Raw genomic sequence first — 25,494 nt, 5'->3', positions numbered from 1 at the left:
GGCGCAAATGCAATGAAAAAGGCTTGCCTTTCTTACGGGCAAGCCTTTCAAAGATACAGAGAGAACGCTTAGTTCTCCAGTTTTATTTTAGTGTCACCGGACTTGTATTTCACCTCGTCCTTCTCGCGCTTGATCTTGGCGGCATCGGTCTTGATTTTAGACTCATCACCGTCTTTTTTCACTTTGGTGGTCTCGGTTTTGAGTTTTGACTCATCTCCGTCTCTCTTCATTTTGGCTTGACCCGCTTTCAGCTTGGCCTCGTCACCGTCAATTTTGAGCTTGGAGCCGTCCTGGGTTTTGTATTTAGCCTCTGTGCTGTAATATTTTTGACGGTTGGCCTCGTACATCTTAAACTGCTCTGGAGTAAGGAAGCCTTTTACCTCCATGTCTACATTGGAGTTGATAGACTCAATCTCGCTGTAATATTGAGTAGGATAATCATCAGGGTAGCCGGTCACTTCCATGGTACTGGAGGTCTGCACGGCGGCACCGCTGTCCATCATGTTATCGTCTTCTACCATCATGTCTTCGCTCATGGTGCTGCTGTCTGCGGCAAGGCCGGCACTTTGGTTTGTGCTGCTGTAGCGGGTCTCCAGCTCGTTCATCATGCGGGCGCGGTTATACATCACCGTTCTGATGCGGGCCTGGGCGGCTGCGTCTAGTTTCAGGTCCTGGGAGATTTGGGAGGACATGCGGTTGGCTCTATCTCTTGACTCTCGCTCATAGTTATAAACCGTAGAAGAGTCGGTGGTCTCGCCGGAGGCGTTGTCTGGGGTATCGCTGTCGTTTTCGTTTGTTTCTGTAGAGGTACCGGCGTCTTCACGGCAAGAAGAGAAAGCAAAGGCCCCTGCCGCCATAAACATTAACATATACTTTTTCATAACCTGTTTCTTAAGTAGAACATCTGTGGCCAAGTAGCTTAGCTCATTCCAGCAGTTTTACGCAACCCCATCGGCCAGGTTATTCATAGATTGTACTTAATCTACATCAACGTTTCTCTCCACAAAAGCCATAAAAGTACTTAACAAAACAAAAACCCTGTTTTTAGGCCTTTTTACCAAAAAAGACCTAAAAACAGGGTTTGTACTTTGATCAAAAGATCACCAAAAGAATTTTAGATCAATCCAAATCCAAAGCTTTTCTAAGCACGTTTGAATTCAAACACTGTGATCTCAGGCAGGAAGCCTACACGGCCGTGGTAACCCAGGAATCCCAGACCCACGTTCACGTACAGATGCTGCCTGCCTTTCTGGTACAGGCCGGCCCATTGTTTGTACACGTACTGCACGGGGCTCCACTTAAAACCGGGGATGTTCACGCCAAACTGCATCCCGTGGGTGTGGCCTGAAAGCATAAGGTCGATATCTGGGTACTTGGTGTTCACTTCCCCGTCCCAATGCGAGGGATCATGGGAAAGCAGGATCTTGAACGGCAGGTGCTCTGTGCCGGCGTAAGCCTTGGACAGAATCCCGTACTTGGGAAAATTCATGCGGTGCCCCCAGTTCTCCACCCCCAGCAGCGCAATCTGCTGCCCATCGCGCTCCAGCACGCGGTGCTCGTTCATGAGGATATCCCAGCCTGCCCGGCGGTGGTGATTGATGAGCGTGTTCAGGTTCCGCATTTTATCCTCGCGGCTTTCCCAGGCCACATAGTCGCCGTAGTCATGGTTGCCCAGGATGGAGAAGACCCCGTCGCGGGCCTTGATTTTAGCCAGCGTAGGAACATACGGCTCCACCTCAGAGGCTACGTTGTTCACCATATCGCCGGTGAAGACCACCGCATCTACGGCCTGCTTGTTGATGAGGGCCACGGCTTTCTCCAGCGGCTCCCCAGAGTGGAAACTGCCCGAGTGCATATCGGTGATCTGCAGAAGCCGGTATCCTTCAAAGGCGGGCGGTAGGTTGGGGAACCTGAGGGTCACTTTCTTTACCTGGTAGTCATAGGCACCTTTCACCATGCCCCAGATCAGGGCCGTGAACGGCAACGCACCCATCACCAGCGCCAGCTGGCTCATGAACCGGTGCCGGGACACATCAAACTTAGGGCTCTCCGGCCCCCGTACCGTATTGGAGACCCACTGCGTGAGGCGCACCAGATCATCCAGGAACAGGAAAAGCACGATCACTAACTTAGAGATGAACAGGACAAAGAGCACGTTGGCCACCTGCATGCGCGTGGGGTTGGGGGCCGAGCCCCGGGTGAGCAAAGCCAGCAACAGGGTACCTAAGGTAAACAAACTGATGGCCCAGTAAATGATGTAAGCCGTTTTACGGGCACCCGGCGCCCAGGCGGCTGCCACCGCCCGCACGGCCTGGAAAACATAAATATCTATGAGTAATACGAGTATTAACGTGATGATCAATCTGGTCATGTGCTTCTATAAAACTAATTCAATGCGACAAAGCTAATTTTCCTTAACGAAGGATGTACGTGTTATTGTAGCCGGGCGGTGAACTATTTCTAAGCCATATAAATTGTACAAGAAATTTTATTCTGAATTCTATATAAGCATTATCCCGTATGTCTACGCTTTACGCCACCGCACCACTCTCTATTAAGTCCTGGGCTGAGGAAGATCGCCCGCGCGAGAAACTCCTGCTCAAAGGCCGCGCCGCCCTCTCCGATGCCGAACTCATTGGTATCCTCATCGGGTCTGGCACGGCCAAACTGAGCGCAGTGGACGTTGCCAAACTCATCCTCAGCGCCGTAGACAATGACCTCAATGCCTTGGCCCGGCTTACCGTAAAGGAACTGCAGAAGCACAAAGGCATCGGCGAGGCCAAGGCCATCTCCATTGTAAGCGCGCTGGAATTGGGCCGTCGCCGCAAAGAGGCCGCCCCGGCCGTGAAAACCCGCATCACCTGCTCCACCGATATTTACGACTACATCCGCCCGCAACTGCTGGATTTGCCGCACGAGGAGTTCTGGATTATCCTGCTCAACCGGGCCAACACCATTATGAAGAAAATCCAGATCAGCACCGGCGGCGTGGCAGGCACCGTAGCCGATCCGAAGCTCATCTTCAAACATGCCTTGGAGAACCTGGCCAGCGCCATTATCCTGGTGCACAACCACCCCTCGGGGCAATTAAAACCCAGCGCCGCCGACATTGCCTTAACTAAAAAGCTTCAGGAGGCCGGAAAGGTTTTGGACCTCCCCATCCTGGACCACCTCATCTTCACCGACAGCAGCTACTATAGCTTCGCAGACGAAGACCTTCTATGAAGAATTGTTGATTGTTGATTGTCCATTGTTTTGTCTTTCTGGAAGGCAGTCGCTAAGAAGTGGCTGCCTTTTTGTTTAGGGCCTGTTTTCCGGAAAACGCGCCTAAACCGTACTAGTCATTACTCAAACTGTAGCGGCGTTACACCGTAACGCCGTGACCCTACGCAGCAACCCACGACTCAAATCTCAATAAATTATCCTTGCCACTCAGATTCTAGCTTTGTAACAAGGTCTTATTTGGAAAAGGTGATTTCGTTCAATAGAACGACGGCGTTACAGGATAACGCAGCTACGGCGTTTCGGGCTCGTTTTCAGAAAAGCAGACCCAAAGCGGCTTCTTTCTCCACCGTATCAATTTCTTTCCGACCTTTGCGCCTTCAACCTGCCTTAGTTCATGAAAGGATTCAAATACATCATTCTCATTGGCGTGCTGCTCATTGTAGGTTACCTGGTAAAAGACCTATTCTTCAACGATGAGAGCTACAACCAGGCTGTCCTGAAATTCAGGGAAAACAAAGACCTCACCTTCAGAAGCGTCACCCGCTCTCCCCTCCCTGATTCTCTGCGCCGCTCCTTCAACAAGCTGAATTACTACGCCCCCGCCCGTGATTTCGAGATCGCCGCTGATTTCACGCCCATTGAAAGCAAGGAACCTACTGCCATGCCCATGACCACCGGCACCCAAGAACCTTACTTTGTGAAAGGGAAAGCCTCATTTGAATTGGAAGGCCAGACGCATACGCTCACGCTGTTCCAGAAAGCCGGCTCCACCTCAGATACGCTATTCATCCCCTTTACCGACCAGACCAACGGTTTTGAGACCTACGGCGGCGGCCGCTACCTGGACGCTATCCCCAACGGACAGACCATCGTGCTGGACTTCAACAAAGCCTACAACCCCTTCTGCGCCTACAACCCGCAGTTCGCCTGCCCTATGCCCCCCGCCGAAAACCGCCTGAAGGTGAAGATTCCGGCCGGCGAGCAAGCGTTTGCCAAGTAGACTTGGCGAGTAATGAGTCTTGAGTCTTGAGTTCTGAGTTAAAAGTCCTTCGCTGGCGCGAGCGTCTCGCTCGTGTCCGCACGTATTCCTGATCTTTTTGAGCACATCAGCAGCACACTAATCAGCAATGCGTGCGGACACGAGCGAGACGCTCGCGCCAGCGGAGGAACCAATCTCTGCTTTACCCTCTACCGCTTGCTCAAATGACCTCGTAGCGTCTGGTGGACCTGCGAGCGTCTGCGCCAACGCCATTTCTAGCCCGTATTCCAGAAAACAGTCCCAAAACTCTCTGCATCCCTCATAATGCAGGTTATCCAAGCTGCTTCAAGACGTTTTCCACAAAATAACGCCTTGATTTCTCCATCTTAACCAGTTTTTGGTAATTTTGAAAATTGTAGCCGCAAAACGGCTGTAGGTGCGGCGTGGCTGCACCTGTCACACCCTGAGATTACACACCATGCGCATATCACTGGATTGGCTCAAGACGTTAATTGCCATAGATAAACCCGCCCAGGAAGTGGGCAAACTCCTCACCGATGCCGGTCTGGAGGTAGAAGGCATTGAAACCGTAGACGTAGTACCCGGCGGCTTGCAGGGCATGGTCATCGGGGAGGTGCTCACCTGCGCCAAGCACCCCGATGCCGACAAACTGAGCGTGACCACCGTGGACACCGGTGACGGCGAGCCCAAGCACATCGTCTGCGGTGCGGCCAACGTGGCGGCGGGTCAGAAAGTGGTTATTGCCACCGTGGGGGCTACCCTGTACCCTGCGGGTGGCGAGCCCTTCCAGATCAAAAAATCAAAAATCAGAGGCGCCTTGTCTGAGGGCATGATCTGTGCCGAGGACGAGATTGGGTTAGGCAACGACCACTCCGGCATCATGGTGCTCGATACTGATCTGCCTAACGGAACCCCCGCGGCTCAATATTTCGGGTTGGCGTCTGACGAGGTGTTTGAGATTGGGTTGACGCCAAACCGCGCCGATGCCGCCTCTCACTTGGGCGTAGCCCGTGACTTACAGGCCCTGCTCAAAACGCCTTTTCAATTACCAGACCTAAGCGGTTTCCAGGTAGCCAATACCAGCCTGCCTATCTCCGTGGAGGTGGAAAACACCGAGGCCTGTCCTCGTTACGCGGGCGTGACCGTTTCCGGTGTGAAAGTGCAGGAATCGCCTAAGTGGCTGCAGCAAAGATTAAGAGCCATTGGCTTGTCACCGATCAACAACGTGGTGGACGTGACCAATTACGTGCTGCACGAGTTGGGCCAGCCCATGCACGCTTTCGATGCCGAGAAAATCAAGGGCGGTAAGATCATCGTGAAAAATGCCATTGAAGGCACAAAGTTCACGACTTTGGATAGCGTGGAGCGTACCCTGCGCGCCGAGGACCTGACCATCAGCAACGCCGAGGAGCCGATGGTGATCGCAGGCGTATTCGGGGGTTTGCAGGCCGGCGTGACCGAGGCCACCCAGAACATCTTCCTGGAAAGCGCCTACTTTGCTCCGGCCGGCATCCGGAAGACTTCCCAGACGCACGGCATCAAAACCGATTCCTCCTTCCGCTTTGAGCGCGGCACAGATCCCAACATGGTGATCACGGCCCTGAAAAGAGCCGCATTGTTGATTCAGGAAGTAGCGGGTGGCGAGATTTCGTCGGAGATTGTTGATGTGTACCCGTCGCCGGTAGAGCCTACCCAGATTCAGGTAAGCTACGCCCGCGTGCACCAACTCATCGGGCAGCACATCGGCGAAGCCAGAATCAAGGAGATTCTGACTGATTTGGGCATCGGCATCATTGAAGAAACTGCTGAGGGTTTGCTGTTATCCATTCCGCCGCACAAGGTAGACGTGACCCGCGAAGCCGATGTGGTAGAGGAAGTGCTGCGTATCTATGGCTACAACAACATCCATCTGAGCGAGAACCTGGCCGCCAGTTACCTGGCCAAGTTCCCAAACCCTGACCCAGAGGTGATCACCAAACGCATCGCGGATGCCTTGGCGGCCAACGGCTATCTGGAGACCATCACCAATTCACTCACTAACTCCAACTACTACAAAGACGCGGAGGGCAACACGCCTGCCGAACTGGTGCCAATCCTCAACTACAACTCAGAAGACCTGGATGCCATGCGCCTTACCTTGGTGTATTCTGGTCTGGAGGTGCTGCGTCACAACATCAACCGCCGCCAGCGCGACCTCAAAGTGTTTGAGATTGGCAAAGTCTACCGTAAAGAGGGCGAGAAATACAAAGAGAACAACTACCTGGCCTTGTTCATAACCGGCAACCGCGCCGCCGAAAGCTGGCAACAGGCCACTGCCAAGGCTTCTTTCCATGATCTGGCCGGACAGGTGCAGCAGGTCTTGACGCTTTGTCGTCTGCCTAACTACACCACCAAACCCACAGAGCACCCCTATTTAGCGGGTGGTGTGACCTATCAGAAAGGCGATGTGACTTTGGGTCATATCGGGTTACTGAAGGACAGCGTGTGCAAGCAGGTAGACGTGAAAGAGCCCGTTTGGTACGCTGAGTTGAATTGGGATTATTTGTTGCGCAACTACAAAGACAAGCTGGTGTTTGAGGAACTCTCTAAATTCCCCGAAGTGCGCCGCGACTTGTCTTTGGTGGTGGAAAAATCCGTATCTTTTGACCAGATCAAGCAGGTGGCCCAGAAGGTGGAACGCAAGTTGCTCCAGGAGGTGAATGTGTTTGACGTCTACGAGGGAGACAAGATTGAGAGCGGCAAAAAAGCCATCGCCATCAGCTTCACCCTGCAGGACAAGAACCAGACGCTGACCGACAAAGTGATTGATTCTACCATGAACCGCCTGATGCAACAGTTTGAGCACCAACTAGGAGCCGTAATCCGGAAGTAAGATGTCTGACCAATCCACCCTTCAGCAGATCCAGTCCATTGAGGGCAAAGTGCGCCAGCTGGTACAGCAGTACCAGGCCGGGCAAGAGCGGCTACAGGCAGCCCACCAGGAAATAGCGCGCCTCCAGCAAGTGATTCAGGAAAAAGATGCTGAGATAAAAAATTTTCAGAATCAAGATAATATTAGTAAAATTGTACAAACCATAGCAGTAGACACTACCAATTCAACGGAGTTGAAGCTAAAAATAAACGAGTACTTGCGCGAAATTGACAAGTGCATCGCTTATTTAAGAGAATAGAAGAACGGGTTGTCTGGTTGCGGTTGTTGTTGTTCTCTTTAAATGCGTGCCTGCACGCCCTTATACCAATTTAGAACCTTAGGCTTGACATGCGGAATTTTTACTTTTTTATGACATCGCAGGGCAACCTTTTAACCAACAAACGCGCCACGGCAGCACTTAACAGCATTTGGGCATGAGTGAGTTATCTATACGCATCAAGATAGCCGACCGCGAATACCCAATGCGGGTAAACGAGGACGAGGAAGAAAGGCTTCGGCAGGCCGGCAAATACCTGAACGAGCGCCTGAGAATGTTCCGGGAAGAGTTCGGGATTCATGACAAGCAGGACCTGCTGGCCATGATTGCCTTGGAAACCGCCGCCGACAAGATAAAAACGGAGGACGCCGCCGTAGAAACCCAACTGTCGTTGGAGGAAAAACTCTCTTCTTTAAACCAACTGCTCTCTTCTCTGCAGCTCGGATAATCAACCGTCCGCTCCGCATTTATTGGCCAAGTGTCATTGCTATAACATAACCCTTTACAGTTATAGCCATGACTATTTATATCATTTTAGCAGCGGTAGTAGGCGCCGGGATAGGCTTCTACGTAGGCCGCGTGCTGCTCCTGAAGCTCTTCAAGGAGCAGGAAGAACAGGCCACTGAGCGGGCCAAACTCATCATCCGCGAGGCGGAGGTGAAAGCCGAGACCCAGAAGAAAGACAAGATGCTGGAAGCCAAGGAGCATTTCCTGAAACTGAAAGCCGAGTACGAGGAAGAGGCCAACCGCAAGAAAAACATCATCATTCAGAACGAGAACAAGGTAAAGCAGCGCGAGCAGTTCATTACCAAGCAGCAGGAAGACCTGAAGAAAAAAGAGCAGGAAACCGACGTTCTTAAAGACAAACTGAACCAGCAACTGGACGGTTTCAACAAGCGCAAAGAAGACCTGGAGGCCCAGTACCGCGACAAACTAAGCAAAGTAGAGCAGGATCACCACGAAATTCTGAGCCGCCTGGAGCGTATTGCCAACCTGAGCGCCGAGGAAGCCCGTGAGCAACTGGTGGAGAACCTCAAGTCAGAAGCCTCTACCCGCGCCTCTTCTTACATCAAAGACATTGTGGCCGAGGCCAAGCTCACCGCTACTAAAGAAGCCAAAAAGGTAGTAATCGAGACCATCCAACGCACCGCCGCTGAGCACGCCATTGAGAACTGCGTTTCTATCTTCAACATTGAGTCTGACGATATCAAAGGCAAGATCATCGGTCGTGAAGGTCGTAATATCCGCGCCCTGGAAGCCGCCACTGGCGTTGAAATCATCGTAGACGATACCCCGGAAGCCATCATCATCTCTGGTTTTGACCCGGTACGCCGCGAGATTGCCCGTCTTTCCCTGCACCGCCTCGTAGCCGATGGACGTATCCACCCGGCCCGTATTGAGGAAGTGGTGTCCAAAACGAAGAAAAGCATTGAAGAAGAGATTGTGGAAATCGGTGAGCGTACTGCCATTGACCTGGGTATCCACGGTCTGCACCCTGAGCTGATCAAGATGGTGGGCCGCATGCGCTTTAGATCATCTTACGGCCAGAACCTGCTGCAGCACTCCAGAGAAGTAGCCAACCTTTGCGCCACCATGGCCGCCGAACTGGGCCTGAACGTGAAGCACGCCAAACGCGCCGGTCTGCTCCACGATATTGGAAAAGTAACGACTGAGGAACCAGAATTGCCGCACGCCATCATCGGGATGCAACTGGCCCAGCAATACAAAGAGCACCCAGACGTATGCAACGCCATTGGGGCTCACCACGACGAGATTGAGATGACCGCGATGATCTCGCCAATCATCCAGTCTTGTGATGCCATTTCCGGCTCCCGCCCTGGTGCCCGCCGCGAGATCATGGAGTCGTACATCAAGCGTCTGAAAGAACTGGAAGAAACCGCCCACTCTTTCGACGGCGTGAACCAGTGCTACGCCATCCAGGCCGGCCGCGAGCTCCGCGTCATGGTAGACGCCGACAACGTCACCGACGAACGCGCCCAACAGCTTTCTTTTGATATTTCCCAGAAGATTGAAAAAGAGATGCAGTACCCAGGTCAGATTAAGATCACGGTCATCCGCGAAATGCGCTCGGTGTCTTACGCGAAGTAGTAATTAGTTATTAGTTGCCAGTGATTAGCTTCTCGTTTTGAGGCTGATTTCTGCAAAACAGATAGAAGAGGCCCTCTGCTACAAAGCGGAGGGCCTCTTTGTTTTATATCGATTTTAATGAAGGGGCAATCCCTCGTGGTTGCCTTACGGCGATAGCAGCAAAGGGCAACCACGAGGGATTGCCCCTACAGCATTAAACAATTCCGCTGGCGCGAGCGTCCCGCTCGTGTCCGCACGCATTCCAGATCCTCTTTTGCACATCAGCAGGGTAATGTTCAGCAATACCTGTGGACACGAGCGGGACGCTCGCGCCAGCGGAGGATTGCCCCTACCAATACCGTGAATCAGGTTAGGTAAATCAGATACCGTGGAGACCAGGCGATGCCTGGTTTCCACGGTTAGTCCATCAAATTATCTCCTCACCTGTTTTAGGCCTGATTTCTGGAAAACACCCCTGAAACGTTCTTGAGCATGACGCCTCTGGAGATGGTAGGTCCGCCCCAAACCACTACCTCGGTGCAGAGGCCCGCGGGGTTGAACCGGAGGGCCAGCATGGCACTGTAGACTACGCTTTCTGAGGCGCCCCAGGTACCCTCCAATTGCGCGTAGCCAATGGCACCTTGCACGCCTATGAGGTGGTAAGACACGTTGGCGTACAGTCCCATGGCTCTGTCCCAGTGCTGTTTCACTTTCAGAGGACCGAATACCGGCGCGGCGAACGGCGATTCCAGCAACCGTACATCCGGCGCAAAAAGGCTTCGCAAGGAGGCGGCATCATTATCGCCCAGGGCAGTTTGGATGGAGTTCAGCCAGTGGGTGAACCGGGCTTCGGTGAGGAAATGTTTGGTTTTGCTCTCGGGCAGGCGCCAGTCTGGGTTCACGCGGGTCTCGCCGGCATGGTACAGGCAGATGCGGTTCCCGGAGGGGTCATGCAGGTAGGCTTCGCGCCAGGCCCAGGGCTGGTCTGTGGGGCCCTGCTCGAACACGTAGCCCCGGCTTTTCAAGGAGGCCACCTGCCGGTCTAGCTGGGCGCACTCAAAGTAAACGGTGGTTGCCGAGGGCGGAAAAGTACCCTCCTGGTGCTGGTGCACCGAGAACGTGGAAAGTCCATCGGGGCACACGAAACGGGCGTAATGGGCGCTTTGCACAATCAGGTGCAGGCCCAAGCCTTTGTAAAAAGCAACCGCTTCCGGCAATTGCTGCACAGAAACGGTTACCTGGTTTAATGCCATTGACATAGGCAAAAGAAATAAGAATCCTAACGGATGACCTTGCTCACGCCCACCACTACGGCGGCAATGCGCACGGCATCAAAAATACGCTGCTCAGAAGCGCCCAGCTTACGCACGCTTTCCTCATGCGAGGTCACGCAGCGCTCACAGCCGTTGATAGCTGAGATAGCCAGACTCACCAGTTCAAAGAATTCTTTGCCGGTTACGGGGTTCATCATGATGTTCATCTTCACTTTGGCAGGCGCTGACTCATAGAAATCAGTGTGCATGAAGTGCTTGAAACGGTACAGAATGTTGTTGGTGCTCAACAGCGAAGTCACCGCAACGGCCTCGGCTAACTCAGCGTCAGTGGCGCCGTGGGAGGCAGCCAACGTCCGGAAAGACTCGGTTAAGGTGTTGTTTTCTTCGTTTACGGCCGCCGACAAGGCTATCAGGTACGCTTCTTTGGACGTCACGTTCTCAGACTGCAGGGCAGTTTTGAGGTTGATACGCAGGTCTTTCAGGTATTTGGAGTCGCCTTGCACCAGTTGGTCCAGGCGCGCGAAAGCTTGATCAGAAAGACCTAAGTCCTTCAGGAAATCTTGTTGGGTTTCTTGGATGACAGAAAGCATGGTAAAGTATAGATAGGGAGGATGGGCAGGCTGTGCTCCCAGGTAGGGAATTAGGCCCGTTTTCCGGAAAGTGAAAAGGAAACAGAAGCTTCGGGGACCGGTAAGTGACAGACTTTACCTTCCGGCCCTCCGCAGCCTTCCTGTATTAAAAACAATTAAACGGATAAAGTAGCTTCGCCTTTTTTCCAGTTGCAAGGGCACAACTCATCGGTTTGCAGGGCGTCCAGCACGCGCAGCACCTCGGCTACGTTGCGGCCCACGCTCAATCCGTTCACGCTCACCCACTGGATGATGCCTTGTGGGTCTACAATGAAAGTAACGCGGTAGGCTACTTTCTCCTCGGTATCTAAGATGCCCAGTTCTTCGGCCAAAGACTTAGAGGTATCGGCCAGCATTGGGAAACGAAGGCCACGCAGGTCATCGTGGTCGCGGCGCCAGGCGGCATGCACGAACTCAGAATCAGTGGAGGCGCCAATCAGTTGACAGTCGCGGTCGCGGAACTCATCATAGTTCTTGTTGAACTCGGCGATCTCGGTGGGGCACACAAAGGTGAAGTCTTTCGGCCACCAGAACATCACCAGCCACTGGTCGTTTTGGCGGTGCTCTTGCTCGGTGATGGTTCTAAACTCTTGGTCTCTCTCTAAAGAAACAACAGCTTTCTTGGAAAAGGCAGGGAATTCTGCCCCAACAGATAGTACTCGGTTTTGTGACATGATATATGTAAAGGTTAAAAGAAAATAAAGGGTTGTAGTAGTGTTTTAGGAGCGCGGCGGATTAAGAACCTTGGAAGGCGTTCAGCATCCAGAGGTTTTTCTCCAGGGTATTCAGGTTATCGCTGATGAGGCCCTGGGTACCTTCGTCGTCCAGTTCAGCGGCCAGAGCCAGCACCTCGCGCTCCAGGTGGATGATCTGCCCGATGTTCTCCACGGTGGCGGCCACGGTGTCTACGTCTGAGGTAAGGCCTTTTCTTTCCTGCACGCGGGACGTGGCCAGAAAATCAGAGAAGCTGTGCATGGGCACGTGGCGCAGGGTCAGGATACGCTCAGCAATCTCATCAATGGTTTCAAAAGCCTCGGTGTACAGTTCCTCAAACTTGGCGTGCAGCGCGAAGAAGTTTCCGCCTTTGATATTCCAATGGAAGGCGCGCAGGTTTTGATAGTACACGTGGTAATTAGCCAGCAATTCATTCAGTTTAACGGCTAAGTCTTTGGTGTCTCTGCGTTCCAGTCCTAATTCGTTGTGTGATTCCATAGTGGTGTGATAGGTTAGAAAATGTTCTTGTATTGCCTAACCATACGACAAAGGTGTCCGAAACGATTATATAGAACAAATTGATAGTACTTATACTATCATAGCCATTATCTATTACCTTTGTCTCAGTTCCGGAAAAAGCCTTTTAAGTCGCTTTTTAAGATAACAGGCCCAAAAGGCTATCTGGAATAAACACCAAAAATTCATTCAGAAGCTTTATTCACTCCATCACTCAACCTCTCAATCATTCAATACTAAGATGACCCTCACCCAACTGGAATACCTGCTTTCTGTAGATACGTACCGCCACTTCGCCACTGCCGCCGAGAAATGCTTTGTGACGCAGCCCACCTTGAGCATGCAGATCCAGAAGTTGGAGGAGGAATTAGGGGTGCAAGTGTTTGACCGCAGCCGGGTGCCCGTACGCCCCACCGAGTTGGGGAAAGAGGTCATCGCACAGGCCAGGGTGGCCGTGGCCGAGTTCAAGAAGATTGAGGAGCTGGTGAAAGTGCAGCGCGACGGTATCACGGGCGAACTCCGGATTGGCGTTATCCCTACCCTTGCCCCGTACCTGGTGCCGCTGTTTATCACCTCGTTTATCCAAAAGTACCCCAAAGTGCACGTCACCATCCAGGAACTGGTCACCAGCAGCATCGTGGAGAATCTGCGGCTGGAACTGCTGGACGTGGGCTTGCTGGTGACGCCCCTGCACGATAAAACCATTGTGGAGGTACCGCTCTTCTACGAGGCGTTTGTAGGCTACCTGCACCCTTCTCACCCGCTGGCCAAAAACGAGACCATCACCGCCGAGGCCATTGATCCCGCCGAACTGTGGCTCCTGAACGACGGCCATTGCTTTAGAAGCCAGGTGCTGCAGCTTTGCAACCGCGCCAAAGGCATCCGCAACGTGCACCTAGACTACGAGAGTGGTTCGCTAGAAACATTAAAGCGGATCGTGGAAACCCAAAGCGGCATGACCCTGCTGCCCGAGCTATCGGTGCAGGACATGTCAGACGAGAAGAAAGCCATGATCCGCCCCTTCGCCGAGCCACAGCCACTTCGCGAGGTGAGCTTGGTGGTGCACCGCAGTTTCCTGAAAAAGAAGCTGATTGAGGCGTTGAGAGATGAAATTTTAGCGCACGTACCAGACGGATTGAAGGAGCGACATCCGGTAAGGGTGGTGAAGATCAAGTAAATGCTGTTTAGAGGCTGATTTTACATAAACAGGCCTAAAACAAAAGAGGCGGCTCTTTGCAGAACCGCCTCTTTCTATATCTATAGGGAGAATGCTTATAGGGAGAATGCTTACGCGTTCACCGCTTCGCCGTTCAGGACTTTTACCATGGTCTCGCCGATTTCAGCCGGAGAGTCTACCACGAAGATGCCGTTCTCGCGCATGATGCGCATTTTAGCGGCAGCCGTGTCATCGGCACCGCCGATGATGGCACCGGCGTGGCCCATTCTACGGCCAGCTGGCGCAGTTTGTCCCGCGATGAAACCAACCACTGGCTTCTTGTTACCGGTAGCCCGGATGTACTCAGCGGCTACAGCCTCGTAGTTACCGCCAATCTCACCGATCATCACGATGGCGTCGGTCTCTGGGTCTTCCATCAACAGCTCAACCGCGTTTTTAGTAGGCGTTCCGATGATTGGGTCACCCCCGATACCGATGGCGGTAGAGATACCCAAACCAGCTTTAACAATCTGGTCAGCAGCCTCGTAGGTCAAAGTACCAGACTTGGAAACGATCCCGATTCTACCTGGCTTGAACACGAAACCTGGCATGATACCAACTTTCGCCTCGCCTGGCGTGATCACGCCCGGGCAGTTTGGCCCGATCAAGGTAACCGGCTTGTTTTTGATGTAGTTTTTAGCGGCAACCATGTCTTTCACCGGAATTCCCTCGGTGATGGCCACAATCACTTCAATACCGGCATCGGCGGCTTCCATGATGGCATCGGCGGCAAAAGCCGGCGGCACGAAAATGATGGATACGTTGGCTCCGGCTTTCTGTACGGCCTCGGCCACGGTGTTGAACACCGGACGGTCTAAGTGGGTAGAACCACCTTTGCCGGGCGTTACGCCACCTACCACATTGGTACCATACTCAATCATTTGCTGTGCGTGGAAGGAACCCTCTGAGCCGGTGAAGCCCTGCACAATCACTTTGGAATCTTTATTTACTAAAACACTCATGTGTAGTGGATTATGTGAAAGATGTACGCTCTGGTTAAACTGTACGCAAAATTAGGCTTTTTTGCCACCCATCCAAACGAAGAATCTGCATTAAGCCTTGGCTTCTGCCCTCCCGGTTTTAGGTTTGTTTCCTTAAAATCAGGGGTAAAACAGAACCTGGCATTTTCCTCGGCATGCAGCAGAATACTGTTTTTTCCCTATATTAATAACAAAAAACTGCCCTGCATGCCGCTGCTCCCCTGCCTCCGCACTCGTTTTCTATTCTTGTTTTTCATCTGCTTTCTGCAACTCACTCATCATACTTGGGCGCAGAAGAACCTGGCTAACAGCCGCACTACCAGTTACTACACCTATATCTACCGAATCACAGACGCCGAGGCGGAAACGCTTTATGAGAAAGGAATGGACGCAGCCAAAGAGAGCTTCTTTCACTCCAGGATAGACTCCTTCCCTACCAACCTGGCCTATCAGAAGCGTTTGCCGCAGGGGCATTACCTGTACACCTACACCTCGGGGCCTGATCTGATGTATTCTCTGGAGAGCCAAACCAACCTGCAACTGCAGCTCCTGAAGAACCATGTGGACTTGGCGGCGGTGCTGTATGACTCTTTGGGTAACCCCATCACCAACGCCAAAGTAGAGCTGGGCAGGAAAAAGATTCCGTTCGATGCTGCCTCAGAAAGTTACCGGCGGGCCAATATCAAGAAAAGCGGACTGCTCTCGGTGACGCATGAAGGCTTCACGTTTTATGTGCCGGTAGAGCAAAATAGCAGGAAGTGGAAAGCCCCGCTATGGCGTAAGGTTTTATTGGGCCGACCACTGTATTATTTCTGGAGCCCTTTCCGGGATATTGGTTATAGCATCATCCATGGCTACCCCAGAGGGTTTGTTCAACAGGTCTTCAATCTGTTTGACGGCTCCTGGTTAGATAACTTCGATACCTCTCCTAAAGGTTATCTGGTCCTGAACAAACCCATGTACCGCCCAGGTGATACGGTGCAGTACAAGGCGTTTCTGGTGAAACCAAGCGGAAAACCCTACAAGAAGAATTTAAAGGCAGAGCTCTATGGTAACAGCAAAACCAAGAAGGTGGGCAACCTGAAACCATTCCGGCCGGGTGCCTACGAGGGTTCTTTCGTGCTCCATGACTCCCTCCAACTCAGGTTAGACACCTATGTCAACCTGGCCCTGATACGGGAGAAAAAATGGGACGATGTCAGCATCACCACTACCCAGTTCAAGTACGAAGACTATGAACTGAAGGAGAACACCTACACCCTCAGGCTAGAGAAACCCGAGCATTTTGCCGGCACCACCAACAGCGTCATCCTGCGCGGAGCCGATGCCAATGGCTTGACTTTAACCGATGCCCGGGTAGAAATCACCGTGCTCACCAGGCAGATCAGGCAGACCAAAGATCCGGTGCAGTTTATCCCAGACACGCTGTGGGTACATACGCAGCCATTGGAGAGCTCCGGCGAAACCACCATCCAGCTTCCGGCCACCATCTTCCCAAAGGCAAAGGTGGAGTACCAGGTGCAAGCTGTTTTCCTGAACTCCAGCAATGAACGGAGCACCAAAAGCGCCAGCGGCCTTTACTCTTTTGAAGACGGTCACCTGCAACTAACCCTACTCAAAGACAGTGTGCAGGCCATCTACCTGCAGGGCGAGAAATCACTTCCTAAAACAGCCACGTTGGTCTTAACCGATGCCCAGGGAAAGAAACTGCAGACGCAGGTCATTCAACTGCCGGCCCTTCTTCCTTTGCAGGCCCATGTCCGGAAGTACCAGATCACCTCCGAAAAGCTGCAAAGCACCCTTGAACTGAGAGACGAACCGGCCAACCTCCAGTTCTATTCTGAGCGCACCGGCGACTCGCTTTTCCTTTCCATCCAGAACCCCAGACGCCTGCCGTTTTGGTACTTCGTTTACAAAAACAACCAATTAATTGATCGGGGACAGGATACCGCTTCCTTTTGGCAAAACACCCGCAAAGCCACCAATCAGGAGCCGTATTATGTGTCTGTGCAGTACCTGTGGAGCGGCGAGGTAAAGAGCGAGGAATACAATGCTCCCTTCCGGAAGAATGAACTGAACATCACCGTTCAGGCCCCGGCTACGGTGTATCCGGGGCAGAAAACCAATCTCACCTTAGAAGTGAAGAACGCCAAGGGCAAACCTGCGGCCAACGTGGATGTAACAGCCTACGCCCTCACCTCAAAGTTCAGGAACGATTCACCGCCTTCGCTTCCCAAATACCAGAAATTCCAAAGCAGGAAAGACCGGCGTACCTTTTCCAGGAAAGATGCGCCGGGCCAGGGCTCGCATCTTTTGCAGTGGACTCAATGGCGGAAAAGCATGGGCCTGGACAGCCTGGCCTATTACCAGTTGCTGTACCCAGAAAGCGGACTTTACTCCAACTACACCGCTACTCCAGACAGCACCACCCAGTTCGCTCCCTTTGTGGTAGACTCCGGCCGGGTGGTGCCCGTGCATGTGATTTTCCTGGACCAGGTACCGGTGTACTTCTCCGGCACAGATGTGGTGCCGCCTTATTCTTTCCCGGCCGACAGCGGGTACCATTCCCTGAAACTTCGCACGGCCAAACACTTCCTTGAGTTAGACAGCGTGTACCTGAAACAAGGGCAGAAACTAATCCTGAGTATCGACCAGAACAAGATGCCCGCTTTACTGGAGAAAGCCGAAGCAGGGTATCTTTCCCAATCTGAACAAGGTGTCCTGTCTCAGTACCTGGTGCCCGTGGAGCAGAATTTCCATACCGGTCTCACTTTCCTTAAGCAAGGAAAAACCGTGCAGTACTTACCCAACAGTCCCAGTCTAAGAACTTTCAACCGCAGTAATCAATGGGATAAAATCTTGCTGACCGGGCCTTTCAAACCACATGAGGTGCAGTTCTATTCGCTGGGAAACTTCATGACCAGCTTTACGCCCGAAGCCAATTACACCCATCGTTTTGAGCCTGGTTTGCTGAAAATGCGCGAAAAACTGACGTTCCCAGACAGGGTGTTTCTTTCGGCAAAAGGCAATTCTTACCACCTACCGTCTGCTTCTCTGGCAGAAATCGCTTATACAGAAAAAGGCTTGCGGCACCAGTGGGAAGAAGCCCAAAACGCTTTCTGGTTATCTCAAATACTGGAAAAACCCGAGTACCGCACCGAAGCTGGTAGCGGCCGTTTGCACTGGCAACTGGATTCCACGTTTGCAGAAGGCCCCAGGTTTTTCTTTTTGTATGAACCCAATGCCTCCAATGAACAGGTAGCCATGTACCGAGGCAGCATGAACCACCTGAACCAACTGGCTCCCAAGAAATACAAACTGGTGCTGGTGTTTCCTGACCATCGGCAAATCAGCACCCTGGTGACCATCCGGCCCGACGGGGAACTGCGCCTTCTTTTCAGCAAATCTCAGCTAAAAGCTCCTACCCCGGAGACCAAAGCCCTGGAAGCGTATTTACAGAACAGCGTGGAAGCCGCCAAACGCCGGGCAATCACAACCGCCCCATTGTCTGTACCGGCTCCTGCCAATCCAGCTCCCACAGTGATCTACAGTGGTTCTTTGGGGAGCTACTTCAATGAAGTAGAAGGCCAGGTGTTTGATGCGGCCACCGGAGAGGCCATGCCAGGAGTAACGGTTCAGATAAAAGGGACCAGCACAGCTACTGCAACTGATGTGAATGGCAGGTTCTCCATTGAAGCCCCTTCAAACGGTGTGCTCGTGATCTCCTTCATTGGATATATAAACCAGGAAGTACCGGTAAGGGGCAGCCGCCGCATAGACATCAAACTAATGACTGATGCTAAAGCATTAGATGAAGTGGTGGTCACCGGCTACGGGATACAAGGTGCATTGCAAGGCCGGGTAGCCGGTGTGCAGGTAGCAGAATCCAATGGTCCTATCCGCATCAGAGGGAATTCATCCATCCAGGGCAACTCACAACCGCTCATTATTGTTGATGGTCTGCCGTTCAGCGGAAATATAGGAGATTTGGGGGCGAACGCCATTGCCTCCACTACCACCCTGAAAGGCGCAGAGGCAGCCGCCATCTACGGAGCCGCGGCAGCAAACGGCGTCATCATCATTACCACCAAGAAAGGCAAAGCCGATGCCGAGCAGCCGCTTCTGGCTGGCCCCGAGGCAGACGCCACCGCCTCCATCCGCAGCTACTTCTCTGATTATGCCTTCTGGCAACCGCGCCTGGCCACCGACAAACAAGGCAAAGTCACCTTTCCGGTCACCTTCCCCGGCGATGTCACCAGTTGGAAAGCGCACGTGCTGGCCATGGACGGAAACAAACGAAGCGGCCAGACCAGCACCGAGATCCGGTCGTTCAAAGCCATGATGGCGACCCTGAGCGGCCCCAGGTTCCTGATTGAAGGCGATAAAACGCAAATCATCAGCAAAGCGGTAAACTACCTGCCAGATACCGCCTCAGTACAGACCCGATTCGAATTCAACGGACAAACGCTTCGGCAACAAAACCTGAAATTGGGCCGCGTGTTCACCGATACTGTCATGATTCAGGCTCCGGCCGTAGCACCGGACTCGGTGGAACTGATGTACTCTTTGCGGCAGGGCAGCGGCATCTCAGACGGGGAGAGGCGGCACATTGGCGTGTATAAAAAAGGCGTGCTGGAGCGTACAGGCGTTTTCTTGTCGCTGCCCATTGACACCACGCTTACCCTAACGTTTGATCCCAACAAAGGACCGGCGCACTTCTACGCCCAAAGCAGTCTGCTTCAAGTCATGCTGGACGAGATCAAGGCCCTCCACCGCTATGAATACTGGTGCAATGAGCAGGCCGCCTCTAAACTGAAAGGCTTGCTGTGGGAGAAACGCATCCAGGCGGCGTTAGGCAAGGAGTTTGAGCACGACAAAATGGTACGCCGCCTGATCCGGCACCTGGAGAAAACCCAGAAAGAAGACGGTACCTGGAGCTGGTGGGAAAACGGCCCCGCTTACCTCTGGATCAGCCACCACGTCACCGAGACTTTGGTCATGGCCCAGCAGGAAGGCTACACCACCAGTTTCAAGAAACAACCGCTGGTTGACTACCTCACCTATCATGTGGAAAGGAAAGACGCCAGTGACAAAATCAGGGCGCTGGAGATTCTACAGAAACTAGATGCCAAAGTTGACTTCCCGGCGTACGTGACCAAGCTAGAGAAACAACCCAAACTCTCTCTGGAAGACCAGTTCCGCCTGACCAGACTTCGGCAGCAATTGAACCTGAGGGCTCCCTTAGATACCCTGCAGAAGTACCAGCGCACCACCATCTTGGGCGGTCTGCATTGGGGCGAAAACAAAAACAGCCTGTTTGACAATCACATTTCCAACACGCTGCTGGCCTACGAAATCCTGAAAGCGGCGGGCAACCACGAGCGCGATCTGCTCAGAATCCAGGCGTTCCTGCTGAACGAGCGGCGCACCGGTTACTGGCGCAACACCTATGAATCAGCGAGAATCCTAGAGACGCTTCTGCCTGATTTGGTCAAAGAGAAAGGCCAGACTCCCGAGAACCAGCTTTTCCTCTCTGGAGGGGTGAATGCCACGCTCAAGAAATTCCCGGTTGACACCACCTTTACGCCCACCCAGCAGATTACCATTAAGAAACAAGGTTCGCTGGCGATGTATCTCACCGCCTACCAGAACGAGTGGATCGCCCAACCCGCGCGGGTAGACAAAGACTTTGTGGTCCGCACGTCCTTCGCCGATACCAAGCAGGCCAAAGCCACTTTGTCGGCGGGTAAACCGGTGCAGATGGAAGTAGAGATAGAAGTGAAAGCCGATGCCTCTTACGTGATGATTGAAGTGCCCATCCCCGCCGGTTGCACCTATGACTCCAAATCCAGCTGGGGCCGCTACGAGGCGCACCGCGAGTACTTCCGCCACAAAGTATCTATCTTCTCCAACCACCTGAGCAGAGGGAAGTACACGTTCACCATCCAGCTGCTGCCCCGCTACAAAGGCACCTACACCCTGAACCCGGCCAAAGCAGAGCTCATGTATTTCCCTACTTTCTTCGGGCGGGAAGGCGTAAAAGAGGTGAACGTGAAGTAAGGAGTTCTGAGTCTTGAGTCCTGAGTGTATACACTCCCGTTTTCGGGCCTGTTTTGCAGAAAACAGGCCCGAAACGTTTTATGCCATTCCATTCCCCTTTAAAGGACTTGTCCTTAGCTCCCGCTGGCGCGAGCCTCCGGCTCGTGTCCGCACGCATTCATGAAAGGCTTGTTTTGGCTTTCAGGAATCCCGAACCCTACCCTACATTCCTACAATTTCCCTGCTGTCATCTTGGAAAGATCTTGTGGCGAACTAGAAAAACGTTAGAGAAACGCCAATTCTGTTTGCTCACAAGATCCTTTCAGGATGACAAAAGAGGGTAGGCCTTTCCATTCAATATGCGTGCGGACACAAGCCGGAGGCTCGCGCCAGCGGAAAAAGTTAAAAATTCAGCTTGAGGCTAATGCCTCAGGGCAGTTGCAACTGCCCGCATAATAGGTCCAAGTCACAGACTTGAACCATGGGTTGGTAGTCTCCAGCCTAATCCGTTGCCGACTTAATTCTATGAAAACGGGTTTAAAACGCTATGTCACGCACCTGAATCAAGCAGACGTTGTCCAAAGCTAGAACTTCATTTATTCAAACACAGCACTTCATCGGAACACAACGGGCGGGCCTTCGTTAACTAATCCATAAACTTATGCCTGGGGCAAGGGTTTATAGCATCAAACCTTGTGAACCATGAAGATCGGATATCCCTGTGTGAATGAATCATTGGACTGCAGTTCGTCGGGCACGTTCAGGCTGGCTTCTTACAATGAGGAGCGGCTGGTGCAGATGGTGGAGAAAAACCTGGCCTGTCTGCGCCGTATCCTGGAGTACAACCTGGAGCACGGATTCCTGTTCTTCCGGATGAGCTCCGGGTTGGTGCCGTTCGCCTCGCACGAGATCTGCACCTACAACTGGCAGCAGCATTTCCAGATGACGTTCCGGCGCCTGGGCGATTACATCAAGAAGCACAACATGCGCATCTCCATGCACCCAGACCAGTTTGTGGTACTCAATTCGCCAGATGAGCGCATTGTGCGCAACAGCATCGCGGAGCTGGTATACCAGGGCAGCGTTATGGATCTGATGGGGCTGGACTCCACGGCCAAACTGCAGATCCATGCGGGTGGCGTGTACGGCGACAAACCTGCGGCCCTCAAACGCTTTATCCAGACCTTCCATCACCAACTGCCCGAGGCCGTGAAGGCGCGCCTGGTGGTGGAGAACGATGACCGACTTTACAGTCTGCAGGATTGCCTGGAACTGCACGCTGAGACAGGCATCCCCATCCTCTTCGATAATTTCCATCACGAGTGTTTGAACAACGGCGAGCCCATGGAAGAGGCCCTGCAACTGGCCTCAGGTACCTGGCACCCGCAGCAAGATGGCGTGCTCATGATGGACTACAGCTCCCAGAGCCCCGGCGAGCGCAAGGGCAAGCACATTACCAGCATAGAGACCGAGCTGTTCCGCGAGTTTCTCACCCACCTCAACGGGCTGGATGTGGACATTATGCTGGAGATCAAAGACAAGGAAGCCAGTTGCCTGCGGGCGCGGCAGGTACTGGAAGAAATGGCCCTGGTCTGATGCTGTTTTACCGTCATTTCTTTAAAATCGGGCTAAAAACAAGTTTGCCTCGTACACCATACATCCGAGGAATAGGTCATTGTCCATGGATCAGATTTAGGGTAGACCCAAAATGATTATGTTCGTACGTCAACTTTGCTTTTGCTTCTTTCTTTCCATGACTGTATTCTCCACCGGCTGCCAGTCATCCTCAGATTCAGCCCAACCTGCCGCTGTTGTAACCCAGAAAATGGTGCTGGAGGGCGTTCCCTCGGCCTCGGGCATTGAGCGCGTAGGCGACCAATATTACGTCATCGGGGATGATTCGCCGTACCTGTTCTGCCTCAATGAGCAGTTTAAGGTGGTGCAGAAAGTGTCTTTGCTGGAGGCGAAATCAATGGTGGGCGGTCGCATTCCCAAACCCGTGAAACCAGACCTGGAGGCCATTACCTCGGTGATGCTGGAAGGGCAACCGTACTTGTTCATTGTGGGCTCGGGGGCTACCAGCATGCGTAATGTCGGTTATCTGGTCCCCATCACCCGGCAGGGCGCGGGCAAACCGGTACAGGTACCCCTGGAAAAACTCTACGATCAGCTGCGCCAGAACAAAGCCATCACCGGCGAAGCCGCCCTCAACATTGAAGGTCTCTCGGCAGATGAGGAATACCTATACCTGCTGCAGCGTTTTGCGCCGGGCGGCCATAATGTGCTCATCACCTATACGCTGTCGTCTATCACGTCTTTCCTGCGCGGCAGAGGCGAGGCACCCCAACCATCTGCCATTCAGCCCTGGGTCCTTCCCGATTTGGCCCAGATCAAAACCGGCTTCTCTGGTCTGGCGACCGGATTGGGTGGCAGGCTCTTGTTCACGGCCTCTGCCGAGGAAACGCCCAACGCCGTGCTGGACGGGGAAGTCTATGGTAGCCTGGTAGGCTGGCTCAAAGCCCACCCTAAGGGTTCTGCCCAGGCCACCGTACCGCAGACCGTGATCCCCGTGAAAGAGAAAGACGGCAGTATCCTTAAAAGCAAAATTGAATCTATCTGTATTATAGACGAACACCGCCACCACCTGGAAGCCGTGGCCGTGGCCGATAATGACGATGGCTCCTCAGAATTGGTGTTGCTCACCTTCAACTGGTAAAATCAGCACAAACAAAAAGGCCTGCGGAGAAAATACCGCAGGCCTTTTTGTTGGCAAAATTCAGAAGAAAGGCTTGAGAAAGCACGCCTCAGATATAGCTTCAGGAGGAACCCTCTCCTACCCCTCCCAGAAGGGAAATCAAGAATAGTGGACTGATCCCAATCAGAAGGCAACATACCTCTGATTTCTTGATATTACCTCAGCCTAACGCGGAGCTTTTTCCAGTACACCGTGTTGCCAGTTTTTACTTCCACCAGGTACGTGCCGGTTTTCAATTTGCCTATGTTCAAGGGAGGTGCCAGGGTATTGTCTCCCTTAGGGATGACGGTGGTGTATAATACTTTCCCCGCATAGTTGGTGAGCTCCAGTACCCCATCCTCGGGGATCTCCTGCTGGAAAGAAAGCATGAAAATATCGTTCTTTTTGTCCTGAGGAAACAGGTCTATGCCGGATAAAGTCTCACGACGGACAGGTGCGTCTTTACCAGGAGCAACCCTGGCTACAGAAGCGGTTTTCTGCAAAGCAATGGGTTTATTTGGGGTTTGCGCCGAGGCACCAGACAACGTTAAAATCCCTGCCACTAACAGGGCACCAACTGCGTTAAATTTCATTTCCATACGGGATAGATTGTGAGGTTAATTTTGTGTCGCTGCGGCGGCAAAATCCGTATTACATATACCGTTCCAAAAATGAGACCTCCCAAAAAAATTTAATCCAGGAGTTTCTTCTTCGCCTCCGGCAAGGCCTGTTGCGCCCATAGCTGGTGCATCAATCCGCTGTAGTGCAATCCATCAGGTGCCAAAAGCTGAGGCGATTCTTTCACGGCCAAAGTCATGTCATAAATATCTATAACGGTAATACCTGCTACAACCGTCTCCGCTTTGATCACGTCATTGAACTTTTTGATCTGCGCCGTGATGTACGCCCGGTCCCAGCCCGAAGCATAAGGCGTGGCACCCCAGTCTGGGATGGTAAGCACCAGCACATTTTTAGGGTCGTTTTGCGCCAGTTTGGTACTCAGCGCCAACAGCTCTTTGAACTGCATCCTGAACTCCTCCAGGCTGCGGTTCTGGTATTGGTTATTCACCCCTATCATAAGCGAGACTAACCCGAAATCTCCGTCAAACTTCTCAGACTTCACGCGCTGTAGAAGATTGGCAGTGGTCCAACCGGTCTGCGCAATGATGCGCGGCTCGCCCACCTTCACCCCTTCCGCCCCCAGCATATTAGCCAAATAAACCGGCCACCGCTCCGTAGCCGCCACACCCTGCCCGATGGTGTAAGAATCGCCCAAGGCCAGGTAAGCGGTGGAAGCAGAAGGCGAACTCGGGATTTTAGGAGTTGGCGTATTTTCAACTTCCTCCTTACCTGAAGACGAGCAGCCCGCCAAAAACAGAATACCCGCGAAAAACAACACTAACCTGGAGAGAAAATACATAACGGTAGAATTGATAAACAGAAGCAGAACCACCTGCCTCCTACCTCATCTACGCAACAGCCTGCTTCTTTGGATTGTTCAACTTGGGATAGGACGCAGGGATATGCAATTATGGTTATTGGTGATAACACCAACAACGGCGGGCGGAGGAGGCATCCCCGGGCAGAGGGCAATGTAGGGGCACCTCTTGTGGGTGCCCTTTCCGGTTGCTCCCGGTTATTTCCAATAGTTGCCTGTTATTGCGGAGGACCCGCTGGAGACAAGGCATGCCTTGTCTCTACATTCAAAAACCGGTGAGAACAAGGCTAGGACCGCAGAATCCCACCTCCGTCCGCAGGCCGCGGCTGCAGCCCTGAGGCTTGGTAAGGAAGAACGTAGGAAGTAATTCCGTAAAGTGGTTTTGAGGCTCACGCCTCACTGAAGTTGCAAACTTCAGCCAATATAGGTCCAAGTCACAGACTTGAACCAGGA

19 protein-coding genes are annotated in these 25,494 nt (G+C 52.8%); 10 read left to right on the top strand and 9 right to left on the bottom strand.

Annotation, left to right across the window (positions count from 1 at the left end; all coding sequences use genetic code 11):
• Positions 1 to 68: 68 nt before the first annotated feature.
• Positions 69 to 881: a hypothetical protein gene (locus tag J3P35_RS05845; protein WP_210463404.1), complete on the bottom strand. Its 813-nt coding sequence runs from the start codon at positions 879 to 881 to the stop codon at positions 69 to 71.
• A gap of 260 nt (positions 882 to 1,141) precedes the next feature.
• On the bottom strand, positions 1,142 to 2,371 hold the full coding sequence (locus J3P35_RS05840) for a metallophosphoesterase (RefSeq protein WP_210463403.1): 1,230 nt from the start codon (positions 2,369 to 2,371) through the stop codon (positions 1,142 to 1,144).
• 149 nt (positions 2,372 to 2,520) lie between these two features.
• Here J3P35_RS05840 and radC point away from each other — a divergent pair, with 149 nt between their 5' ends.
• The 6 genes from radC (at position 2,521) to rny (ending at position 9,522) form a co-directional block, all read left to right on the top strand.
• A complete protein-coding gene (gene radC / locus J3P35_RS05835) occupies positions 2,521 to 3,225 on the top strand; it encodes a RadC family protein (protein ID WP_210463402.1) in 705 nt (234 codons plus the stop codon).
• Between the two features lie 394 nt (positions 3,226 to 3,619).
• Positions 3,620 to 4,225 (top strand): DUF1684 domain-containing protein, encoded by a 606-nt coding sequence (locus J3P35_RS05830; protein WP_210463401.1) that lies wholly within the window; start codon positions 3,620 to 3,622, stop codon positions 4,223 to 4,225.
• 457 nt (positions 4,226 to 4,682) lie between these two features.
• Complete coding sequence (gene pheT, locus J3P35_RS05825) at positions 4,683 to 7,097, top strand: phenylalanine--tRNA ligase subunit beta (RefSeq protein WP_210463400.1); 2,415 nt, start codon at positions 4,683 to 4,685, stop codon at positions 7,095 to 7,097.
• Position 7,098: 1 nt separating this feature from the next.
• Positions 7,099 to 7,395 (top strand): hypothetical protein, encoded by a 297-nt coding sequence (locus J3P35_RS05820; protein WP_123125455.1) that lies wholly within the window; start codon positions 7,099 to 7,101, stop codon positions 7,393 to 7,395.
• A 175-nt stretch (positions 7,396 to 7,570) separates the two neighbouring features.
• On the top strand, positions 7,571 to 7,861 hold the full coding sequence (locus tag J3P35_RS05815; protein WP_062542813.1) for a cell division protein ZapA: 291 nt from the start codon (positions 7,571 to 7,573) through the stop codon (positions 7,859 to 7,861).
• Positions 7,862 to 7,929: 68 nt separating this feature from the next.
• The gene (gene rny, locus J3P35_RS05810) at positions 7,930 to 9,522 is read left to right on the top strand and encodes a ribonuclease Y (protein ID WP_246849988.1); all 1,593 of its coding nucleotides are present in this window, start codon (positions 7,930 to 7,932) and stop codon (positions 9,520 to 9,522) included.
• A 428-nt stretch (positions 9,523 to 9,950) separates the two neighbouring features.
• Here the strand turns inward: rny and J3P35_RS05805 are convergent, their stop codons facing one another.
• The 4 genes from J3P35_RS05805 to J3P35_RS05790 all read right to left on the bottom strand — a co-directional run bounded on the left by J3P35_RS05805 (position 9,951) and on the right by J3P35_RS05790 (position 12,616).
• The gene (locus J3P35_RS05805) at positions 9,951 to 10,760 is read right to left on the bottom strand and encodes a VOC family protein (protein ID WP_246849987.1); all 810 of its coding nucleotides are present in this window, start codon (positions 10,758 to 10,760) and stop codon (positions 9,951 to 9,953) included.
• Between the two features lie 20 nt (positions 10,761 to 10,780).
• Entirely contained in the window at positions 10,781 to 11,365 is a 585-nt protein-coding gene (locus J3P35_RS05800) for a carboxymuconolactone decarboxylase family protein (RefSeq protein WP_210463399.1), read from the bottom strand.
• Positions 11,366 to 11,520: 155 nt separating this feature from the next.
• Entirely contained in the window at positions 11,521 to 12,078 is a 558-nt protein-coding gene (locus J3P35_RS05795) for a peroxiredoxin (protein ID WP_123125458.1), read from the bottom strand.
• A 61-nt stretch (positions 12,079 to 12,139) separates the two neighbouring features.
• Complete coding sequence (locus J3P35_RS05790; protein ID WP_062542817.1) at positions 12,140 to 12,616, bottom strand: Dps family protein; 477 nt, start codon at positions 12,614 to 12,616, stop codon at positions 12,140 to 12,142.
• 259 nt (positions 12,617 to 12,875) lie between these two features.
• Here J3P35_RS05790 and J3P35_RS05785 point away from each other — a divergent pair, with 259 nt between their 5' ends.
• Complete coding sequence (locus J3P35_RS05785; protein WP_210463398.1) at positions 12,876 to 13,811, top strand: hydrogen peroxide-inducible genes activator; 936 nt, start codon at positions 12,876 to 12,878, stop codon at positions 13,809 to 13,811.
• A gap of 110 nt (positions 13,812 to 13,921) precedes the next feature.
• On the opposite strand, the gene sucD is transcribed toward J3P35_RS05785, so the two are convergent.
• A complete protein-coding gene (gene sucD, locus J3P35_RS05780; protein ID WP_210463397.1) occupies positions 13,922 to 14,812 on the bottom strand; it encodes a succinate--CoA ligase subunit alpha in 891 nt (296 codons plus the stop codon).
• 225 nt (positions 14,813 to 15,037) lie between these two features.
• On the opposite strand from sucD, the gene J3P35_RS05775 reads away from it, so the two are divergent.
• The 3 genes from J3P35_RS05775 (at position 15,038) to J3P35_RS05765 (ending at position 23,585) form a co-directional block, all read left to right on the top strand.
• Complete coding sequence (locus J3P35_RS05775; protein ID WP_210463396.1) at positions 15,038 to 20,890, top strand: carboxypeptidase-like regulatory domain-containing protein; 5,853 nt, start codon at positions 15,038 to 15,040, stop codon at positions 20,888 to 20,890.
• Positions 20,891 to 21,571: 681 nt separating this feature from the next.
• Positions 21,572 to 22,465 carry a UV DNA damage repair endonuclease UvsE gene (gene uvsE, locus J3P35_RS05770; RefSeq protein WP_210463395.1) on the top strand — a complete coding sequence of 298 codons (894 nt, stop codon included), beginning with the start codon at positions 21,572 to 21,574 and terminating at the stop codon, positions 22,463 to 22,465.
• Positions 22,466 to 22,583: 118 nt separating this feature from the next.
• Positions 22,584 to 23,585 carry a DUF6929 family protein gene (locus J3P35_RS05765; RefSeq protein WP_210463394.1) on the top strand — a complete coding sequence of 334 codons (1,002 nt, stop codon included), beginning with the start codon at positions 22,584 to 22,586 and terminating at the stop codon, positions 23,583 to 23,585.
• A 194-nt stretch (positions 23,586 to 23,779) separates the two neighbouring features.
• Here the strand turns inward: J3P35_RS05765 and J3P35_RS05760 are convergent, their stop codons facing one another.
• Complete coding sequence (locus J3P35_RS05760; protein ID WP_210463393.1) at positions 23,780 to 24,196, bottom strand: T9SS type A sorting domain-containing protein; 417 nt, start codon at positions 24,194 to 24,196, stop codon at positions 23,780 to 23,782.
• A gap of 98 nt (positions 24,197 to 24,294) precedes the next feature.
• The gene (locus J3P35_RS05755; protein ID WP_210463392.1) at positions 24,295 to 25,023 is read right to left on the bottom strand and encodes an SGNH/GDSL hydrolase family protein; all 729 of its coding nucleotides are present in this window, start codon (positions 25,021 to 25,023) and stop codon (positions 24,295 to 24,297) included.
• Positions 25,024 to 25,494 lie beyond the last annotated feature (471 nt).

Origin of the sequence: Rufibacter roseolus, assembly GCF_017916365.1 — a bacterium.
Lineage (GTDB): Bacteria > Bacteroidota > Bacteroidia > Cytophagales > Hymenobacteraceae > Nibribacter > Nibribacter roseolus.
Note: the sequence above shows the minus strand (reverse complement) of the source record. Positions and strands in the feature narration are given on the sequence as shown.

Excerpts from the sequence above, each read along its gene's own strand:
- J3P35_RS05845 (WP_210463404.1), bottom strand. The coding sequence starts at position 881 with ATGAAAAAGTATATGTTAATGTTTATGGCGGCAGGGGCCTTTGCTTTC.
- J3P35_RS05840 (WP_210463403.1), bottom strand. The coding sequence starts at position 2,371 with ATGACCAGATTGATCATCACGTTAATACTCGTATTACTCATAGATATT.
- radC (WP_210463402.1), top strand. The coding sequence starts at position 2,521 with ATGTCTACGCTTTACGCCACCGCACCACTCTCTATTAAGTCCTGGGCT.
- J3P35_RS05830 (WP_210463401.1), top strand. The coding sequence starts at position 3,620 with ATGAAAGGATTCAAATACATCATTCTCATTGGCGTGCTGCTCATTGTA.
- pheT (WP_210463400.1), top strand. The coding sequence starts at position 4,683 with ATGCGCATATCACTGGATTGGCTCAAGACGTTAATTGCCATAGATAAA.
- J3P35_RS05820 (WP_123125455.1), top strand. The coding sequence starts at position 7,099 with ATGTCTGACCAATCCACCCTTCAGCAGATCCAGTCCATTGAGGGCAAA.
- J3P35_RS05815 (WP_062542813.1), top strand. The coding sequence starts at position 7,571 with ATGAGTGAGTTATCTATACGCATCAAGATAGCCGACCGCGAATACCCA.
- rny (WP_246849988.1), top strand. The coding sequence starts at position 7,930 with ATGACTATTTATATCATTTTAGCAGCGGTAGTAGGCGCCGGGATAGGC.
- J3P35_RS05805 (WP_246849987.1), bottom strand. The coding sequence starts at position 10,760 with ATGTCAATGGCATTAAACCAGGTAACCGTTTCTGTGCAGCAATTGCCG.
- J3P35_RS05800 (WP_210463399.1), bottom strand. The coding sequence starts at position 11,365 with ATGCTTTCTGTCATCCAAGAAACCCAACAAGATTTCCTGAAGGACTTA.
- J3P35_RS05795 (WP_123125458.1), bottom strand. The coding sequence starts at position 12,078 with ATGTCACAAAACCGAGTACTATCTGTTGGGGCAGAATTCCCTGCCTTT.
- J3P35_RS05790 (WP_062542817.1), bottom strand. The coding sequence starts at position 12,616 with ATGGAATCACACAACGAATTAGGACTGGAACGCAGAGACACCAAAGAC.
- J3P35_RS05785 (WP_210463398.1), top strand. The coding sequence starts at position 12,876 with ATGACCCTCACCCAACTGGAATACCTGCTTTCTGTAGATACGTACCGC.
- sucD (WP_210463397.1), bottom strand. The coding sequence starts at position 14,812 with ATGAGTGTTTTAGTAAATAAAGATTCCAAAGTGATTGTGCAGGGCTTC.
- J3P35_RS05775 (WP_210463396.1), top strand. The coding sequence starts at position 15,038 with ATGCCGCTGCTCCCCTGCCTCCGCACTCGTTTTCTATTCTTGTTTTTC.
- uvsE (WP_210463395.1), top strand. The coding sequence starts at position 21,572 with ATGAAGATCGGATATCCCTGTGTGAATGAATCATTGGACTGCAGTTCG.
- J3P35_RS05765 (WP_210463394.1), top strand. The coding sequence starts at position 22,584 with ATGTTCGTACGTCAACTTTGCTTTTGCTTCTTTCTTTCCATGACTGTA.
- J3P35_RS05760 (WP_210463393.1), bottom strand. The coding sequence starts at position 24,196 with ATGAAATTTAACGCAGTTGGTGCCCTGTTAGTGGCAGGGATTTTAACG.
- J3P35_RS05755 (WP_210463392.1), bottom strand. The coding sequence starts at position 25,023 with ATGTATTTTCTCTCCAGGTTAGTGTTGTTTTTCGCGGGTATTCTGTTT.